General features: G+C 64.3%; 15 protein-coding genes. 6 read left to right on the forward strand and 9 right to left on the reverse strand.

From position 1 onward, the window contains the following. Positions 1–48: 48 nt before the first annotated feature. Genes U5782_RS25535 through U5782_RS25550 form a run of 4 tightly spaced genes read right to left on the reverse strand, consistent with a single transcriptional unit; the run spans position 49 to position 4,171 of the window. Positions 49–1,491: a gamma-aminobutyraldehyde dehydrogenase gene (locus tag U5782_RS25535; protein ID WP_322046678.1), complete on the reverse strand. Its 1,443-nt coding sequence runs from the start codon at positions 1,489–1,491 to the stop codon at positions 49–51. 56 nt (positions 1,492–1,547) lie between these two features. Then, positions 1,548–2,591 (reverse strand): DUF3445 domain-containing protein, encoded by a 1,044-nt coding sequence (locus U5782_RS25540; protein WP_322046679.1) that lies wholly within the window; start codon positions 2,589–2,591, stop codon positions 1,548–1,550. 9 nt (positions 2,592–2,600) lie between these two features. Further along, the gene (locus U5782_RS25545; protein WP_322046680.1) at positions 2,601–3,563 is read right to left on the reverse strand and encodes a PDR/VanB family oxidoreductase; all 963 of its coding nucleotides are present in this window, start codon (positions 3,561–3,563) and stop codon (positions 2,601–2,603) included. Then, complete coding sequence (locus tag U5782_RS25550) at positions 3,560–4,171, reverse strand: dimethylamine monooxygenase subunit DmmA family protein (RefSeq protein ID WP_322046681.1); 612 nt, start codon at positions 4,169–4,171, stop codon at positions 3,560–3,562. Before U5782_RS25550 ends, U5782_RS25545 begins: the two co-directional genes overlap by 4 nt. Before the next feature lie 206 nt (positions 4,172–4,377). Here U5782_RS25550 and U5782_RS25555 point away from each other — a divergent pair, with 206 nt between their 5' ends. From U5782_RS25555 to U5782_RS25575, 5 genes are all read left to right on the forward strand, one after another. Continuing rightward, positions 4,378–5,544 carry a PAS domain-containing protein gene (locus U5782_RS25555; protein WP_322046682.1) on the forward strand — a complete coding sequence of 389 codons (1,167 nt, stop codon included), beginning with the start codon at positions 4,378–4,380 and terminating at the stop codon, positions 5,542–5,544. Then, the gene (locus tag U5782_RS25560) at positions 5,541–6,962 is read left to right on the forward strand and encodes a sigma-54 interaction domain-containing protein (RefSeq protein ID WP_322046683.1); all 1,422 of its coding nucleotides are present in this window, start codon (positions 5,541–5,543) and stop codon (positions 6,960–6,962) included. The genes U5782_RS25555 and U5782_RS25560 overlap by 4 nt, the downstream gene beginning before the upstream one ends. 306 nt (positions 6,963–7,268) lie before the next feature. Continuing rightward, positions 7,269–8,807, forward strand: a complete 1,539-nt coding sequence (locus tag U5782_RS25565) for an APC family permease (protein WP_322046684.1) — start codon at positions 7,269–7,271, stop codon at positions 8,805–8,807. 226 nt (positions 8,808–9,033) lie between these two features. Then, positions 9,034–10,176: a porin gene (locus U5782_RS25570; RefSeq protein ID WP_322046685.1), complete on the forward strand. Its 1,143-nt coding sequence runs from the start codon at positions 9,034–9,036 to the stop codon at positions 10,174–10,176. 120 nt (positions 10,177–10,296) lie between these two features. After that, entirely contained in the window at positions 10,297–11,091 is a 795-nt protein-coding gene (locus U5782_RS25575) for a CDP-diacylglycerol diphosphatase (RefSeq protein ID WP_322046686.1), read from the forward strand. Between the two features lie 14 nt (positions 11,092–11,105). Here U5782_RS25575 and U5782_RS25580 read toward each other — a convergent pair whose 3' ends face one another. Continuing rightward, positions 11,106–11,618, reverse strand: coding sequence for a MarR family transcriptional regulator (locus tag U5782_RS25580; RefSeq protein ID WP_322046687.1), 513 nt, complete (start codon positions 11,616–11,618; stop codon positions 11,106–11,108). A gap of 66 nt (positions 11,619–11,684) precedes the next feature. Here U5782_RS25580 and U5782_RS25585 point away from each other — a divergent pair, with 66 nt between their 5' ends. Beyond that, entirely contained in the window at positions 11,685–12,149 is a 465-nt protein-coding gene (locus tag U5782_RS25585; RefSeq protein WP_322046688.1) for a carboxymuconolactone decarboxylase family protein, read from the forward strand. Positions 12,150–12,218: 69 nt separating this feature from the next. Here the strand turns inward: U5782_RS25585 and U5782_RS25590 are convergent, their stop codons facing one another. Genes U5782_RS25590 through U5782_RS25605 form a run of 4 tightly spaced genes read right to left on the reverse strand, consistent with a single transcriptional unit; the run spans position 12,219 to position 17,886 of the window. Next, positions 12,219–14,228, reverse strand: a complete 2,010-nt coding sequence (locus U5782_RS25590; protein WP_322046689.1) for an acetyl/propionyl/methylcrotonyl-CoA carboxylase subunit alpha — start codon at positions 14,226–14,228, stop codon at positions 12,219–12,221. A 31-nt stretch (positions 14,229–14,259) separates the two neighbouring features. Further along, on the reverse strand, positions 14,260–15,045 hold the full coding sequence (locus U5782_RS25595; RefSeq protein WP_322046690.1) for an enoyl-CoA hydratase/isomerase family protein: 786 nt from the start codon (positions 15,043–15,045) through the stop codon (positions 14,260–14,262). Positions 15,046–15,072: 27 nt separating this feature from the next. Next, on the reverse strand, positions 15,073–16,680 hold the full coding sequence (locus U5782_RS25600) for a carboxyl transferase domain-containing protein (protein WP_322046691.1): 1,608 nt from the start codon (positions 16,678–16,680) through the stop codon (positions 15,073–15,075). 24 nt (positions 16,681–16,704) lie between these two features. Further along, on the reverse strand, positions 16,705–17,886 hold the full coding sequence (locus tag U5782_RS25605) for an isovaleryl-CoA dehydrogenase (RefSeq protein ID WP_322046692.1): 1,182 nt from the start codon (positions 17,884–17,886) through the stop codon (positions 16,705–16,707). Positions 17,887–18,048 lie beyond the last annotated feature (162 nt).

Below are 18,048 nucleotides of genomic sequence, written 5' to 3' on the forward strand. Positions count from 1 at the left end.
TCCAGATCACTCCGGCGGGCCGTTTGCGTTTAATACACCGCTACGCGCTTAGTGACGAATCATCACGTGACGCGCAACCGTATAGTCTTCGAGCGCATACGCCGACATATCCTTGCCGTAGCCCGAACGCTTGAAGCCGCCGTGCGGCATCTCGCTCACGAGCATGAAGTGCGTATTGACCCACGTGCAGCCGTATTGCAGACGCGAGCTGAACTCCATCGCCGTGCCCACATCCTTCGTCCACACCGAGCTGGCGAGACCATATTCGGAGTCGTTGGCGTATTCGAGCGCCTGTGCGGCGTCGCGCACCGGCGTGATCGACACCACGGGGCCGAACACTTCGCGCTGCACGATCTCGTCCTCTTGACGCGCACCGGCGATCACGGTCGGCTCGTAGAAGAAGCCACGCTCGCCCCACGTGCGCCCGCCCGCGACCACTTCGACATGCGCGCTCTCACGCGCACGATCGACAAAACCCGCCACGCGATCGCGCTGACGCGCCGAGATGAGCGGCCCCATCTCCACGCCTTCATCGCGCTGCTCGCCAAGCTTGATGGTCTTGACGGCCGAAGCGAGATCGGCCACGAGTCGTTCGTACACCTTCTGATCGGCGTAAATGCGGCAGGCCGCCGTGCAGTCCTGGCCCGCGTTGTAGAAGCCGAACGTGCGAATGCCTTCGACCACTGAAGCGATGTCCGAATCCGCCAACACGATGACGGGCGCCTTGCCGCCGAGTTCCAGGTGCGTGCGCTTCACGGTCTGCGCCGCGCTCTGCATGATCTTCTGGCCGGTGCCCACGTCGCCCGTGATCGAGACGAGACGGATATGGCGATGCGAGGAAAGCGGTGCGCCAACGCTCTCGCCGCGGCCCGTGACGATATTGAGCACGCCACGCGGGAACAGATCGACCGCGGCTTCGGCCAGCAGCAGCGCCGTGAGCGGCGTGAGTTCCGAACTCTTGAGCACGACCGTGTTGCCCGACGCCAGCGCGGGACCGATCTTCCACGCCGCCATCATCAGCGGATAGTTCCACGGCGCGATGCCCGCGACCGCGCCCAGCGGATCGCGGCGGATCATGCTCGTGTGGCCCGCGAGATATTCGCCGGCCGCAAGACCGTGCTGCGTGCGCGCGGCGCCTGCGAAATAGCGCAGCACGTCGGCAATCGCGGGGATCTCGTCGTTGAGCACGGCCTGATACGGCTTGCCGCAATTGAGCGATTCGAGGTTCGCGAAGCGCTCGGCATTGCGCTCGATACGGCTCGCTAGTTCGATCAGCGCTTCGGCGCGCTCGCGCGGCGTGGTGGCCGCCCATGCGGGGAACGCAGCGTGCGCGGCGGCCACAGCCTGCTCGACCTGGGCGGGCGAGGCTTCGGCAATCTCGCACAACGGCAGACCCGTAGCCGCGTTATAGACCGCATCGGCGGGACCTTCGCCCGCCACCAGTTGACCGTCGATCAGAAGACGCGACGGCAGTTCCTGTTTGATCGTCATGATGTCCTTGTTCCTGTCTGCTTCGGGAAGCTACGTTACAAAGGGTACTGCCGTGATTAGTCCGCGCCGTTACCGGGCGAGGTGGGCGCGCCGTCGTCGTATTGCGCGAGAAAGTCCACCATCGTCTGGTGATAGAGCGAGAAACCCTTGTAGTCGATCAGATTCTGATTGAGCGACTTGAGCACGCGGTGCGTGCGGCGCGCCCACTTGGGCACCGTCACGAGTTCGTCGAGGCTCAGGAAATACGTGCGCACCGGGAACACGATCGCATTGCTGCGCGGCAGACGGTGCAGCGGTTGCAACTCGAGCCGCATATGCACCTTGCTGCCAACGTTCTCGGGCGTCACCGTCAAGCGGTCGGGCGCCCATTCGTGCAGCGTTTCCGCCGACGTTTCCAGACGCGGATTCACCGTGAGCGTCCAGTTCAGGCGGCGCACCGGATGGCCCGTGCGAAGGCGCTTGAGGAACTTGAGCGCGCGGTCGAGCACGCCGGTTTCCTGAATCAGCGGCACCGGACCGTGCCATTCCGACCAGCTCATGCCCAGGTTGAAGCGCAGCGAATAGTCGGCGCGCTCGGTCGCCATGCCGGCCGACTTGTAGAGCGAATCGTCGCGGTCATCGACGACGATCCATTCGCCCTGCGCCTGGCGCGTCGCGTATTCCATCGGCTCGTAAGGCAGCGTGGCCGGATCGCCGAACGTGAAGGTATCCTTAATACCCATCAGGCGGTTTTCCCAGGTCCAGCGCGAACCTTCGCGAATCAGCGTGAAGTGCTCGGGATAGTCGCGTGCATACGATTCGAAGATCAGTTCGAGCAAATCCCACTGCGCCTGCATCGTATGTGGCAGCGACGCGTAGTGCATGCCCGGATTCTTTTCGAGCGCGAGGGCGCGCTCGCGCATTTCGGTGAGGTAGTGCTCGTCGATGTCGAAGGCCGCGCGCAGCACGCCGTCGCCGGTCGGCACGTGCGGTTCGAGGTTCATCGAATAGGCGTACTCGTCTTCGAAGTACGGAAACGGGAAGCGGCGGATGCTCTCTTCGCTGTTGCGGAATGCGTAAGGCGGGCGGAAGCTGCCTTCCTGCTTGAATACGGTAGTCATGGCTGTTTCCTAGAGATCGAGAACGAGTTTTTTGCAGCTCGCGCGCGACACGCACGGCATGATGCGGTCGTTGCAGGCGCGCTGCTCGGGCGAAAGCCAGTCGTCGCGGTGTTCGATCTCGCCGTCGAGTTCGAGCACGTTCGTTTCGCAATGGCCGCACGCGCCGCCCCGGCACAGATACGGAATATCGACGCCTGCGGCCTCGATCGCTTCGAGCAGGCTCATTTCGGGCGCGACCGTGATGTTCACGTCGCTGCGCTTCAGATAAGCGTCGAACTGCACGCCGCCGGTCTGCTCGACGAACTTCTCGTAGTGCACGTGGCTGTCGGCCCAGCCCGCGTCGCGCGCGGCGGCCAGCACCGCGTCGATCATCGCCTGCGGGCCGCACACATAAACGTGCGAGCCGAGCGGCTGCGCGGCCAGCACCGCGCCGAAGTCGATCGTTTCGTGCGCAACGTCGTGATAGACGCGCACGAGGCCATTCGACAGATCCGGCAGGAAGCGCGCCATGCGGGCATGCGCTTCGTCGCGCACGCCGTAGTGCAGCTCGAACGGCACCTTGCTCTGCTGAAGATCCTGAAGCTGCGAGATGAACGGCGTAATGCCCACGCCGCCCGCGAACAGGATGTGCTTGCGCGCGAGCGCATTGAGCGCGAAGTTGTTGATGGGCGGCGTGATACGCAGCGTGTCGCCCACCTTCAGCTCGTGCATGCGGCGCGAGCCGCCGCGCCCGTTGTCCTGGCGGCGCACGCCGATTTCATAGCGGCGCGTGTCGAACGGCGAACTCATCAGCGAATAGGCGTTGCGATACACGATGTCGCCATTGGGAATGAGCGTGAGCACGTGGCTACCGCCCGAGAAACCGGGCAACGGCGCGCCGTCCTCGGCTTCGAGCGAAAACACGCGGATCAGCGGCGTGACGTCTTCCACCGCGCGAATCACGACTCCAATGCTGCCTGCCTGCGTACTCATGTATCCAGTTCCTCGTCGGGTTGTGCGGCGCCGGTCTGCTCCGCGTCGAACTTGACGCCCATGAACGCAGCCATACGCGTGGAATAGTGATCGCGCACGATCAGGTCGAGCCCGCAACCGCCGCAACGGAACACGCGGCGCGTGACGTCCTCGTTGCGCGCATCGCAGTGCACGCACCACACGCGGCGCACGAAGGTGCCGTTGTGTTCGCGCTTCACTTCATCGCGATTGAGGTTGAATTCGGAGGCCACCTGCATGGCGTTGCCGATGAAACTTTCCGAGCCCGAGAGATAGAGTCGCAAGCCCATATGCGCTGCGTCGAGCGTGCCGCGCAGACCGTCGACCAGCGCCGCGTTGCTCACGAACACGCCGGTTTCATCGGGACATTCGCGCTCCAGCTCCGCGAGATGATTCGCGCCCGAGAACGACTGCGTGGAATACATCACGCGAATGCGCGAGGCGGGCGTGCCGCCTTCTTTCAGCTCGCGCACCAGGCGCAGCATGGCCGCGCCGCCTCCGCCCTGCCCGACCACGAGGTGCACCGTGCCGCGTTCGAACGGCGTGAGCGTCTCGTAGACCGGGCGGCTCTTGATCCCTGTGATCAACATTGTTCGTGCCTCCTCCGGTTACTGCATCGGCCACCGCGCTGGCGTTGGCGGTTGTGTCTGCAACGATGCTGCAATCCATTAAGCCAGATCCGTGCCAGCGCCATGAAACCCTTTATTTACGGTTGTCATCGGTAGTTAACCCTGATTGCCGAGGTTTTTTGGCGCTGCAAATATGCAGCATTCTTATTTTTCTGCAGCACGGATTCATGTTGAGAGAGCTTCCCTTCGTCGCGTTCGAGATCGCACCGGACGGCACCGTCGCCGAATACAGCGAACTCGCCGCGCGACTGGTGGGCTACGGCCGCCTCTGGCGCGGCTGCCCGCTAGAAATTCCCTTCGACCCTACTAGTTGCGCGCGCATCCGTTCCCGGCTCGATGCCGTGCGCAGCGCCAACAGCAACGACTACGAGCCGCCCGTGCGGCTCGTCGCACTGGATCGCGACGGACGCACCGTGCCGATCGAAATGCAACTGGTGGGCTTCAGCTCGCGCCAGCATCTGCGCGCGCGCCTGTTCGTCTGCGAGACCACGCGCCCCGAATTGCTGATGGGCGCGCTGATCGACCATACGGAAGTGCTGCGCGGTTTCATCGAAACCTCCAGCGAGCCGATGTGGGGCATCGAGTTCGACGAGCCCGTCGATCTGCGCGGCACCGAGGACGACATCGTGCGCCAGGTGTTCGTCAACGAATGCCACTGGATCTTCTGCAACGCGGCGCTGCACCAGCTTTATGAACTGCCCGAAGGCGAGGACATGCGCGACAAGCCCGTGGCCGCGCACTTTCCGCGCAACGCGCAGAACGAGTCCTTCGTGCGCCAGCTCGCGCGCAGCGACTTCAATGTGGAGCGCAGCCTCACCGTCGACCTGAAGCACGACGGCACGGCCACCTATGTGGAGAACAACGTGCGCGGCCATATCGAATCGGGCCGCCTGCACCGTATGTGGGGCACGTTGCGCGACGTGACCGAACTGCGCCGCGAACACGAACAGATCGTGCGTCAGGGCGAACTCGTGCATCGCGTGCTGGCCGCGCTGCCGGTGGCGGTGGTGGTGGTCGACCGCGAGGCGCGCATCACCGGTGTCAATCCCGCCGCCGAGGCACTGCTGGGCGCGGGCGCGGTGGAACTGCTCGATACCGCGCTGGACACGCGCGTCGTGCTCACCGACGAAACCCTCAAGCGCCGCTGGTTCAACGGCGAGCCGCACGAGGGCGATGCGGAAATCCATCTGCAATCGGGGCTCGTGATCGGCTGCAATCTGCGCATCGCGCCCGTTGACGATGAATTGAGCGAACTGTTCGTCATCAGCGTCGTGCCGGTCGCGAGCACACATGCGCGTCGCCGTCAGGCGCTTTATCATCGAGGCCGTTCGTGAGATTCGTCCAGACCCCGCTCGATGCGCGCCGCCCCTTCAATGCGGCCGACATCCCCAGTTTTCTCGGCGATCCACGCTGGGAGGCGATCTGCGACCTGATTCCCGAAGGCGTGATCGCCGTGGACGCAGGCGGCCTCGTCAGCTATATGAATACCTCGGCGGAAAGCCTCAACGAATTGCGCAAGACCGAATGGATCGGCCGCACCTTCGAGGACTTCATCGAGGAATCGTGCCTGCGCTGCGAGGCCTTGCGCAGCGCGTGGCGCGGCGCGCAGCGCCTGTCCGACACGCAAGTGCGCGCGGGCGAGCGCATGGTGTCGATCTCGGCGCGGCCGCTGCGCGACAGCCAGGGCTTGCCGTGCGGCTATCTGTTCTTCCAGCGCAAGCTCAGTTCGCCTTCGAGCACGCCGGGTGCGCCGCTGCGCGAGGCCGGCGAGCGCCCGCTATTCGCCGCGTCGGCACTGTGGGACGAGGCGTATCGCATCGGTCTGCGCGCGATCGACATGAATAGCCGCGTGCTGCTGCTCGGAGAATCGGGAGTCGGCAAGACCGAACTCGCGCGCCAGCTGCATACGAATTCCACGCGGCGGCATGGGCATTTCATTCATGTGAGTTGTGCGGGCATCCCCGAGTCGCTGTTCGAATCGGAAATGTTCGGCTACGACCGCGGTTCGTTCACGGGCGCGCTCAGCAAGGGCAAAGCGGGGCTGATCGAAGCCGCCGATGGCGGCACGCTCTTTCTCGACGAAATCGGCGAAATGCCGCTTGCCTTGCAGGCGAAGCTGCTCGTCGTGCTCGAATCGGGCCGCGTGCACAGACTGGGCTCCACGCAGCCGAAAACCGTGGATATCCGCGTGATCGCGGCGACCAATCGCGATCTCGAACAGTTGGTGGCCGAAGGGAAATTCCGCAGCGATCTCTACTACCGGTTGAGCGTCATTTCGCTGTCGCTGCCACCGTTGCGCGAGCAGAAGATGCTGATCGGCCCGCTGCTCGATTACTTCGTGGCGGCCGCGGGCGAGCGACGCGGCAAGCCGTTCGCGCTCGCCGCCGAATGCCGGCCGGTGCTGGACGCGTATGGCTTCCCCGGCAACGTGCGCGAGCTTCAAAATCTGGTCGAGTATCTGGCCGTGGTCTGCGATGAAGTCGCGCAGATCAAGCATCTGCCGCGTCAGGTGGGTCTGGCGCGCGCGACGCCCAGCGATACATCGGCCAACAGCGGCGCGACGATATCGGCGCCACCAGCGAACGTCGCGAATCTGGATGGCGCGAGCCTCAAGAGCCTTGTGCGCGAATTCGAAAGCGGCCTGATTGCCGAGGCCATTACGCGTTACGGCAGCAAGCGCAAAGCCGCCGAGATGCTGCAAACCGATATCGCCACCATCGTGCGCAAGAGCAAGCTGGCGAACGCCGCGTGAATTCGAGCCCCTGTTTCAGGGGCTCGAATTGAGCAGACGAATGGCGCGCTACCGCTGCGAAAACTCCGCTGCATAAACTCATCACCCAGCCTTCGAACGCTGCCAGCCTGCATCACCCCAATCCGGGCCCATACCTGCGGCGCCACGCCGCATAAGGCTTCGCGCCTTTTTATGCGCGACATACGCAGGTTGGTATGAAACCTGCATTAAAGGTCCTCGCGATCCGGAGCGCTCCGGCGCATCGAGCGATAAAACCGCGCACGGCCGACACGAGCAGCGCGCGACGACATGACATGAGGACAGACAATGAACCATCCCTCTCCAAACGAGGATGACGATCTCGCGCAATTAAAGGCGCTCGGCTATACGTCGAATTTCGACCGGTCGATGAGCATCTGGGAAAACTTCTCGCTCGGCTTCACCTATCTTTCGCCGGTGGTCGGCGTCTATACGGTGTTCCAGTTCGCGTTCTCGGCCGGCGGCCCGCCGATGTTCTGGACGTACCTGCTGGTTGGCCTCGGCCAGTTGCTGGTGGCGCTCGTGTTCGGCGAAATCGTCTCGCAGTTCCCGATCGCGGGCGGTCTCTATCCGTGGGCGCGCCGCCTCGTCGGCAAACGCTGGGCGTGGATGGCCGGATGGGTCTATCTGTGGGCGCTGTTCTCGACCGTCGCGGCCGTGGCCGTGGGCGGCGCGCCCTATCTCGTGCAGTTGCTCGGCCTGCCGCCGAACCACACGCTCGAAATTCTCGTCGCCGTGGCGATGATTGCGGTCACAACGATCCTCAATCTGAGCGGCACGCGACTGCTCGCACGCGTGGCGATGTTCGGCTTCATCTGCGAACTGATCGGCGCCGTGGCGGTGGGGGCGTATTTGCTGTTCTTCGCACGCCTGCACAACCTGAGCTTCCTGTTCGACACAATGCATCTGGGCAATGGCACGAGCTATCTGCCCGCGTTCCTTGCATCGAGCGTGGCGGCCATGTTCGCGTACTACGGCTTCGAAGCCTGCGGCGACGTTGCGGAAGAAACGCCCGATCCGGGCCGCGCGATTCCGAAGGCCATGCGCATGACGATCTATATCGGCGGCGCGGCCGCGATGCTCGTGTGTCTCGCGCTCGTGCTCGCCCTGCCCGATCCGCAAGCGGCGATCAGCGGCAAGGATGCCGACCCCGTCGCGACCACGCTGCGCCATGCGCTCGGCGAAGGCGGTTTCCGCGCCGTGATCGCCGTGGTGCTGGTGTCGTTCTTCTCGTGCCTGCTGAGCCTGCAAGCCGCGACCAGCCGTCTGATCTTCGCGTATAGCCGCGACCAGATGATCTTCGCCTCGCGCCATCTCGCCGTGCTGTCGCCGAAAACCCACGTTCCGACCCGCGCGCTGTTCGTGGCAGGCGTCGTGCCCGCGCTCGTCGCGTTGCTCGGCATCTTCCTCGACGATGCGGTCAAGACCATCATCGTGTTCGGCTCGGCGGGCATCTATATCGCCTTCCAGTCGATCGTGCTTGCGGCTCTGGTCGCTCGCGCACGCGGCTGGAAGCCCGCGGGCAAGTTCCGCCTCGGCGCGTGGGCATGGCCGGTGAACCTCGCCGCATTCGCGTATGGCGTCTCCGCCATCGTCAACATGATGTGGCCGCGCTCGCCCGACGATCCCTGGTATCTCAACTACGGCATGATCTTCACGACCGCGCTCGTGATTGGCGCTGGCCTGATTTACATGATCGTCGGCCGTCCTTATGAACGCGGCACGGCCGCAGCAGGCGATGCCCATTTGCTGCACCTGAAGAACCCGCGTGCCCACGCGGCGCTCGATCAGGACGAAGGACAACGCGCGGCTTCCGCACGCCCGTGATCGCGTCACTGCGTAACCGCGTAACACATACGCGGCGTATGTAGCCCTTTTGCGGCGCGGCTCCCACGTGAGCCGCGCCCCCTACTTCGACAGGAAACGCCATGCGACGACTCCATGCCGCGCTGCGCGCGTGCGTCCACGGCTGCGTGTTCGCCTGGACGGTTTACGGCAACGGCGTGCTCTGCCGTTCTTGAGCGCGCGCGCTCGACTCATTACAAAAAACATCATGCAAAGCAAACACGTTCTGACTGCCGCCGCACTTCTGTGCGTATGCACATACGCAGCGGCGCAAAGCAGCGTCACGCTCTACGGCGTGCTCGACGACGGCATCAACTACACCTCGAACTCGGGCGGCCACGCCGCCTGGCAGATGGCCAGCGGCGATCTGGCGGTGAGCCGCTGGGGCCTAAAGGGCAACGAAGACCTGGGCGGCGGGCTGCACGCCGTCTTCGATCTCGATAGCGGCTTCAATCTGCCCACGGGCCAGAGCGGCTACAACGGCCGTCTGTTTGGTTACCAGGCCTATGTGGGCCTGCAATCGGATCAATACGGCACGCTCACCTTTGGCCGCCAGTTCGATTCGGTCGCCGATACCGTCGGACTGCTTACTGCCAACGGCAGCTGGGCAGGCTTCCTGTTCTCGCATCCGCTCGACAACGACAACACCGACGCCACCTACCACGCGAACAACGCGGTCAAATACACGAGCGCGGCTTACGGCGGTCTCACGGCCACGGCGCTCTACGGCTTCAGCAACCAGGCCGGCAACTTCGCGCAGAACCGCATTTTCAGCGCGGGCCTGAACTACACCTGGCAGACGCTGACGGTCTCCGCCGTCTACGCCGATCTGGGCGCGCCGGGCAGCAACGCAACGGGTGCCATCGCCGCCGACGATATCGGCTTTTCCGCCGCGAACCAGAAAACGTGGGGCGTGGGCGCGAGCTACGGCATCGGCCATGCGACCGTGGCCGCCGTGTACACGCATGCGAACGTCGAACAGGCGCGCGAGTCGATCTATACCGGCGATCTGGGTCTCGCGCCCGACGCGGGCCTGCGCTTCGACAATATCGAAGTGAATGCGCGCTACAACCTGACGCCCGCGCTGATGCTCGGCGGCATGTACACGTACACGCGCGCCACGCTCGCGCAGAACGGCGGCCAGGCATCGCTGCACTGGAACCAGATCGGGCTGATGGCGCAGTACGCGCTGTCGGTCCGCACTTCGCTCTACGCGCAGACGATCTATCAAAAGGTCTCGGGCGGCAACACGGGCAGCGCGCTCGATTTCGCCTATATCCCGGGCGCGGCGGGACTGGCTTCGGGCTCGAACCAGGTGGTCGCGCGCGTGGGCATCAACCACGCGTTTTGATGGACTGATCTGACGCGCGCTCCCGCGCGCGTCACACAGTTTCGGCTACACTCCCCAGCAGCCAGGCAAACCCGCGCGCTATTGCGCGCGGTTCTCACCCCACTCGCCCGTTCTGCGCCGATGCCTCATACCTCTCCCGCTATTGTTCCGTCCCGCCGTCGTGCTGCGTCGCTTGCCGCCACGCTGGGCGCTTCGCTTATCGCGGCGATGGCCGTCAGTGGTTGTGTACGGCTCTCCACGTTCGATGCGAACGGACTCTGGAAGGTAGTGGGCGGACAGTGCGTGCCGAATGCGCGCGACAAGGGCGATCCGGGGCCGTGCACCACGGTCGATTTCCAGAAGCGCTACGCGGTGCTCAAGGACATCAGCGGCCGCGCGCAATATCTGCTGATCCCCACCGACCGCGTCTCCGGCATCGAAAGCCCCGACATCCTCTACGCCGGTTCGCCCGAATACTGGGCCGGCGCGTGGGCCGCTGGTCGCCATGTGGACGAGAAGCTCAAAACCACGCTCGCGCCGACGCAACTGGGCCTCGAAATCAACTCATCGACGCAGCGCTCGCAGAACCAGCTCCATATACACGTCGATTGCATGCGCAACGATATCATCGACGCGCTCGCGCCTTATCGGCATGACGCACCCGGTTCGTGGCGCTGGGCCACGCTCGACGGCAAGCAGTACCGCGTCACGCGTGTGACGCACCTGACCGAGCGCAGCAATCCGTTCCGCGTGGTCTCGCGTGACCTCGAGGCGCAGCAGAGCATGGCCGCACAGACGATCCTCGTGACCGGCGCGGGGCCCGATACCGCGCGCGACGGCTGGCTCGTCGTCAATAGCGGCCAGGATGTGGACGGCGGCACGGGCACCGCCGAGGGCCTGCTCGATCACTCCTGTGCGCTGGCCAAAGCGCCGTAACGCGCTCGCTTAGTTCAGGCGCCGTCCTCGCGGGCGAGCGCCACGAGCCAACGGCGAATCACCTGTTCTTCATCGGCGTCGAAGCCTTCGAGCATCTGCGCTTCCAGCTTTCTAACGCGCGCGCGGCACTGCTTGAGCAGGCTCTGCCCCGCTTGCGTCACCTCGATCTGCTGAATGCGCCCGTGCACGGGATGCGGCCGGCGCTCGATCAAGGCGTTGCGCGTGAGGTTCGCCACGATCACGCTCACCGTTTGCGGCGTGAGCGCCGCGAGTCGCGCGAGGTCCGCGCCCGATACGCCCGGGTAAGCCACGAGCATCGTCAACACCACGAATTGCGGCGGCGTGACGCCCAGATCGTCGAGCGCGCGCTCCATGCGCAGACGCTGAGCCGCGCCTGCCTGGCGCAGCAGATAGCCGATATAGCCGCTCTCGCCGCGCTTGCCTTCGCCAGGTGCGGGGACCGCCGATGGACCTTCTCGCGCGCTTTCTGGCTCGATTTTGGGTATACGCTTCGTCGTATTGCGCATGATGTCAGTGTTCGAATATGATGTTCGTGCTCTGATACTAACTTCCAACTGCCGCGAGGTCCAGTCATGTCGCAACGCATTACCTACGAAACGTTTTCGCACGATGCATCGCAAGTGGTCGCGGGCCTCGTGACGATGAGCAAGGCCGTCGATGCTTCCGGGCTCGAAAAGTCGCTGACCGAGTTGCTGAAGATCCGCGCGTCGCAGATCAATGGCTGCGCGTTCTGCATCCAGTACCACCTGAACATCGCACGCGATCTGCCCATTGCGCGCGAAAAACTCGATCTGGTGTCGGCGTGGCACGAAGCGCGCTCGTTCTATAGCGAACGCGAGCAGGCGGCGCTCGCCTATACGGAAGCGCTCACGGCGAAACTGCATGAAGGGGTGAGCGAGGCGCTCTACCGGAAAGTCGCCGAGCAGTTTCCCGGCGAACAGATGGCGTTTCTGACCACGGCCATCGCCAATATCAATGCGTGGAACCGGATTGCGGTGGCGTTGCAGTTTGCGCCGCCGGTGAAGGCGCACGCCTGAACGCAGTATGGAGAACGCGTAACAAGCAGAGCCTGTCCGCCTCGGCGAACAGGCTCTGCGCTCACATCTTTACCCCGCTTCCAGCATCAGCAACTGCGCCCCATCGGCCACCTGATCGCCGACTCCATAGAGCACTTCGGTGACCTTGCCTGCCGCCGGCGCACCGATCGTGTGCTCCATCTTCATCGCCTCCATGACGATGAGCGGCGTACCTTTTTCCACCACGGCGCCGGCTTCCACGAGCACGGCAATCACCTTGCCTGGCATCGGCGCTGTGAGACGGCCTTCGCCATGCTCGGCATCCGCTGCGTGCGCCAGCAGGTTCTGCCATTCGAACGACATCGCCGTGCCGAGGCAGAACACATGGAACACATCGCCGTCGATAAACACGCGGCCCGTCACGCGCGTATCGCCGATCGTCGCGCCGTATTCGGCGGTATCGGCGGTACGCCACCATGCGTAGGCCTCGTCGCTCCCGCCGCTGTTGAGCGTCTGCGTACCGCCGTCGTGCGAGAACGCCACATCCCGCTGCGTCTCGCCGTCGACATCTCGCCACGAGAACGTCTGCTTGAGCCCGCTATTCAGGCGCCAGTGCGATAGCGCCTGCCACGGCGAGCCACCTTGCGACGCGCCGCCTTCACGCGCAATCAGCGCTGCACACGCGAGCGCCAGCGCTTCGCGCACCGGCTTGTTCTGCGGCGCGAACAGCGCGTCGTGATGACGCTCGATGAGGCCCGTGTCGAGATCGGCGTTCGCAAACGGCTCGCTCACTACCAGCCGATGCAGGAATTCAACGTTCGTATGCGGCCCGACGATCTCGCATTCCTCCAGCGCGCGCCGCATGCGCGCCAGCGCATCGGCACGCGTCGCGCCGTGCACGATGAGCTTGGCGATCATCGGATCGTAGAACGGCGTGATGGTGTCGCCTTCGCGCACGCCGCTGTCGATCCGCACGCTCGCGCGCTGGCCGGCGTCGCCCAGGCGGAATTCCACGCCTTCCGGCATGCGCAGATGCTTGAGCGTGCCGGTCGAGGGCAGGAAGCCGCGCGCCGGATTTTCCGCATAGATCCGCGCTTCGAGCGCGTGGCCCGTCACCGTGAGTTGCGACTGCTCGAGCGGCAACGGTTCGCCGGCCGCCACGCGCAACTGCCATTCGACCAGATCGAGGCCCGTGACCATTTCCGTCACCGGATGCTCGACTTGCAAGCGCGTGTTCATCTCCATGAAGTAGAAGTCCGCGCCCGTCATGATGAATTCGACGGTGCCCGCGCCCACGTATTGCACCGCGCGCGCGGCGGCCACGGCCGCTTCGCCCATCGCGCGCCGCACGTCGTCGCTCAGGCCCGGTGCGGGCGCTTCTTCCAGCACTTTCTGGTGACGGCGCTGCACCGAGCAGTCGCGGTCGAACAGATAGACCGCGCCGCCCAGTTTGTCCGCGAACACCTGCACTTCCACGTGACGCGGACGCGTGAGGTATTTCTCGATCAGCACGCGGTCGTTGCCGAAACTGCTCGCGGCTTCGCGCTTGCAGGACGCCAGCGCGGCCGCGAAGTCCTCGCTGCGCTCGACTACGCGCATGCCTTTACCGCCGCCGCCCGCGCTCGCCTTGAGCAACACCGGGTAGCCCATTGCATCGGCTTCGCGTTGCAGCAACGCGGCGTCCTGGTCGTCGCCGTGATAGCCGGGCACGAGCGGCACTGCTGCCGCGTGCATCAGCGCCTTGGCGGCGGCCTTCGAACCCATCGCGGCAATCGCCTCGACCGGCGGCCCAATGAAAACGATGCCAGCCGCTTCGCAGGCACGGCCGAAATCTTCGTTTTCCGAAAGAAATCCGTAGCCGGGATGGATTGCCTGAGCGCCCGTCGCTTTCGCGGCGGCGATGATGCGCTCGATGCGCAGATAGCTCTGCGCGGCGCTCGCTTCGCCGATATGCACGGCTTCGTCGCAAGCGGCAACGTGCTTGGCGTTGGCGTCGGCATCCGAATAGACGGCCACGCTCTTGATGCCCAAACGTCGGCAGGTGGCCGCGACGCGGCAGGCAATCTCGCCCCGGTTGGCGATCAGAATCTTGTTGAACATGAAGGGTCTCGCTATCGTTCGATTTTGCCTGTCAGGCGCGCCAGCGCGGCGTGCGCTTCTCGAGGAACGAGGACACGCCGTCGCGCCCTTCGTCGCTCGCGCGGATGCGGGCGATGCGTTCCGCAGTGTTGTCGATCAGCGCGTCGTCGAGTGTCGTGCTCGCGATGTCCTGCACGAGTTGTTTGCACTCGCGCACGGCGTTCGGACTGTTGGCGCAAAGCGTGTCGGCGATGCGCTGGACCGTGGCGTCGAGATCGCTCGCGCTCACCGCTTCGCTCACGAGGCCAAGACGCAGCGCCGTCGCGCAATCGAAGGCTTCCGCCGTGACGAAGTAGCGCCGCGAAGCCTGCTCGCCCAGCGCGCGAATCACATAAGGCGCGATGGTGGCGGGCATGAGGCCAAGCCGCGCTTCGGACAGGCAGAAGTGCACGCTATCCGCCGCCACGACGATGTCGGCCGCGCACACCAACCCCATGCCGCCCGCGTAGGCATCGCCATGCACACGCGCGATCACGGGCTTCGGGCAGCGATAGATCGTCGATAGCATGTGCGCGAGGCGCAGCGCATCGGCGCGGTTTTCTTCATCGGAATACCCGGCCATCTTGCGCATCCAGTTCAGATCCGCGCCTGCGCAGAAGGCCTTACCGTTGCCGGCCAGCACGATCGCACGCACATCGTCACGCGCGCCGAGCGCGCTGAAGGCGGCGGTGAGATCGGCAATCATCGCTTCGTTGAAAGCGTTGCGCACGTCGGGGCGATTGAGCGTGACCGTCGCGACATGACCCGCGAATTCGACGTTGAGCGTTTCGTAATTCATCGTGGTGTCTCCTCCTCGCTCGCGGCCTTACATGCGGAACACGCCAAAGCGCGTGTCTTCGATCGGCGCATTCATCGTCGCCGAAAGCCCGAGGCCGAGCACGTCGCGCGTTTGCGCCGGGTCGATCACACCATCGTCCCAAAGGCGCGCGCTGGCGTAATACGGATGCCCTTGAACTTCGTACTGGTCGCGAATCGGCTGCTTGAACGCTTCTTCTTCCTCGGCGCTCCAGGTGCCGCCCTTGCCTTCGATGCCATCGCGGCGCACCGTGGCGAGCACCGATGCGGCCTGCTCGCCGCCCATCACCGAAATGCGCGCGTTGGGCCACATCCACAGGAAGCGCGGCGAATACGCGCGCCCGCACATGCCGTAGTTGCCCGCGCCGAACGAGCCGCCGATGATGACCGTGAACTTGGGCACCTTCGCCGTGGCCACCGCCGTCACCATCTTCGCGCCGTTGCGTGCGATGCCTTCGTTCTCGTACTTGCGGCCCACCATGAAGCCCGTGATGTTTTGCAGGAACACGAGCGGGATCTTGCGCTGCGCGCAGAGTTCGATGAAATGCGCGCCCTTGAGCGCGGACTCGGAAAACAGAATGCCGTTGTTCGCGACGATCCCGACCGGGTGGCCCCAGATGTGCGCGAAGCCCGTCACGAGCGTGGTGCCGTAGCGCGCCTTGAATTCGTCGAAGGCCGAATCGTCGACGATGCGCGCGATCACTTCGCGCACGTCGAAGGGCTTGCGCGTATCGACCGGAATCACGCCGTAGAGACTCTTTGCGTCGAAGCGCGGCGGCAACGGCTCGCGCAGCGCAACCGGCGGCACCTTCGTGCGATTGAGATTGCCGACGATCGAACGCGCAATAGCCAGGGCGTGCGGATCGTTCTGCGCGAGATGATCGGCTACGCCGGAAAGACGCGTATGCACGTCGCCGCCGCCGAGGTCTTCGGCGCTAACCTCTTCGCCCGTCGCCGCCTTCACGAGCGGCGGGCCGCCGAGGAAAATCGTGCCCTGGTTCTTCACGATGATCGACTCGTCGCTCATCGCGGGCACGTACGCGCCGCCCGCCGTGCACGAGCCCATCACCACCGCGATCTGCGGAATGCCTTGCGCGGAGAGATTCGCCTGGTTGTAGAAGATGCGGCCAAAGTGGTCGCGATCGGGAAACACATCGTCCTGATTCGGCAGGTTTGCGCCGCCCGAATCGACGAGGTACACGCAGGGCAGGTGATTCTCCTGCGCGATTTCCTGTGCGCGCACGTGCTTCTTCACCGTGACGGGATAGTACGTGCCGCCCTTCACCGTGGCGTCATTGCAGACGATCACGCACTCCTGACCCGCGATACGCCCAATGCCGGTGATGACGCCCGCGCCGGGCGCGTCGTCGTTATACATGCCGTAGGCGGCAAGCTGCGAAAGCTCCAGAAACGGCGTGCCCGGATCGAGCAGTTGCGCGATGCGATCGCGCGGCAGCAGTTTGCCGCGCGAGACGTGCTTGTCGCGCGCCGCCTCGCCGCCGCCCAGCGACAATTTCTGGATTTTCTCGCGCAGGTCCGCAACCAGCGCTTCCAGCGCCGCGGCGTTGGCCTTGAAGTCGTCCGAGCGCGGGTTGAGCTTCGATTCGATGATCGGCATCTCGTTGTCCTCGCAACGTTACGATTACGCGGTTTCCGCGAACAGTTCGCGGCCGATCAGCATGCGGCGAATCTCACTCGTGCCCGCGCCGATTTCGTAGAGCTTCGCGTCACGCCAGAGACGTCCCACGGGATACTCGTTGATATAGCCGTTGCCGCCGAGGATCTGGATCGCTTCGCCCGCCATCCACGTGGCTTTTTCTGCGGTGTAGAGAATCACGCCCGCGCAGTCCTTGCGCACCTGGCGCACATGGTCACGGCCGAGCGTATCGAGCTGGCGACCCACTGCGTACAGATACGCGCGGCACGCCTGGTAGGTGGTGTAGAGATCGGCGACCTTGCCCTGGATGAGCTGGAATTCGCCGATGGCCTGACCGAACTGCTTGCGTTCGTGGATATACGGCACGACCGCGTCCATCACCGCAGCCATGATGCCGGTGGGGCCGCCCGCGAGCACGGCGCGTTCATAGTCGAGGCCGCTCATCAGCACCTTCACGCCGCCGTTGAGCTGGCCGAGGATGTTTTCCTCGGGCACTTCCACGTCCTGAAACACGAGTTCGCCGGTATGCGAGCCGCGCATGCCGAGCTTGTCGAGCTTCTGCGCCACGGAGAAACCCTTCATGCCTTTTTCGACGATGAAGGCCGTGATGCCCTTCGCACCGGCTTCGAGATCGGTCTTGGCGTAGACCACCAGCGTGTCGCAATCCGGGCCGTTGGTGATCCACATTTTCGTGCCGTTGAGCACGTAGTGGTCGCCCTTCTTGTCGGCGCGCAGCTTCATGCTGACGACGTCCGAGCCCGCGTTCGGTTCGCTCATCGCGAGCGCGCCCACATGTTCGCCAGACACGAGCTTCGGCAGGTACTTGCGCTTTTGCGCGTCGGTGCCGTTGCGGTGGATCTGGTTCACGCAGAGGTTCGAATGCGCGCCGTACGAGAGGCCGACCGACGCCGAGGCGCGCGAGATTTCCTCCATCGCCACCATGTGCGCGGTGTAGCCCATGCCCGCGCCGCCGTATTCCTCCGAGACCGTCATGCCGAGCACGCCCAGGTCGCCGAACTTGCGCCACAGGTCCATGGGGAACTGATCGGTGCGGTCGATCTCGCCCGCGCGCGGGGCGATTTCCTTCGCCGCAAAATTCGCGATGCTGTCACGCAGCATTTCGACTTCTTCGCCAAGCGGGAACTGCAAACCGGGTACGTTGCTCATCTGTTGTCTCCTTTATCGGCACGGGCGCGATCGCACAGGTCGTGGCTGCCCTTCGGGGACACATTTCACGCCACATTTACGTTAACGTCAATAGATATTTTTGAGTGAGGCTCAGATTTATGTATCTGAGCCATTCACGCCGTTTTTAGCGCATTGCAAAGT

Source organism: Paraburkholderia sp. J67 (genome assembly GCF_905220265.1).
In the GTDB taxonomy this organism is placed as follows: domain Bacteria; phylum Pseudomonadota; class Gammaproteobacteria; order Burkholderiales; family Burkholderiaceae; genus Paraburkholderia.

Coding starts and splice junctions, on each gene's coding strand:
- U5782_RS25535 (WP_322046678.1), bottom strand. CDS start 1,491: ATGACGATCAAACAGGAACTGCCGTCGCGTCTTCTGATCGACGGTCAA.
- U5782_RS25540 (WP_322046679.1), bottom strand. CDS start 2,591: ATGACTACCGTATTCAAGCAGGAAGGCAGCTTCCGCCCGCCTTACGCA.
- U5782_RS25545 (WP_322046680.1), bottom strand. CDS start 3,563: ATGAGTACGCAGGCAGGCAGCATTGGAGTCGTGATTCGCGCGGTGGAA.
- U5782_RS25550 (WP_322046681.1), bottom strand. CDS start 4,171: ATGTTGATCACAGGGATCAAGAGCCGCCCGGTCTACGAGACGCTCACG.
- U5782_RS25555 (WP_322046682.1), top strand. CDS start 4,378: ATGTTGAGAGAGCTTCCCTTCGTCGCGTTCGAGATCGCACCGGACGGC.
- U5782_RS25565 (WP_322046684.1), top strand. CDS start 7,269: ATGAACCATCCCTCTCCAAACGAGGATGACGATCTCGCGCAATTAAAG.
- U5782_RS25570 (WP_322046685.1), top strand. CDS start 9,034: ATGCAAAGCAAACACGTTCTGACTGCCGCCGCACTTCTGTGCGTATGC.
- U5782_RS25575 (WP_322046686.1), top strand. CDS start 10,297: ATGCCTCATACCTCTCCCGCTATTGTTCCGTCCCGCCGTCGTGCTGCG.
- U5782_RS25580 (WP_322046687.1), bottom strand. CDS start 11,618: ATGCGCAATACGACGAAGCGTATACCCAAAATCGAGCCAGAAAGCGCG.
- U5782_RS25585 (WP_322046688.1), top strand. CDS start 11,685: ATGTCGCAACGCATTACCTACGAAACGTTTTCGCACGATGCATCGCAA.
- U5782_RS25590 (WP_322046689.1), bottom strand. CDS start 14,228: ATGTTCAACAAGATTCTGATCGCCAACCGGGGCGAGATTGCCTGCCGC.
- U5782_RS25595 (WP_322046690.1), bottom strand. CDS start 15,045: ATGAATTACGAAACGCTCAACGTCGAATTCGCGGGTCATGTCGCGACG.
- U5782_RS25600 (WP_322046691.1), bottom strand. CDS start 16,680: ATGCCGATCATCGAATCGAAGCTCAACCCGCGCTCGGACGACTTCAAG.
- U5782_RS25605 (WP_322046692.1), bottom strand. CDS start 17,886: ATGAGCAACGTACCCGGTTTGCAGTTCCCGCTTGGCGAAGAAGTCGAA.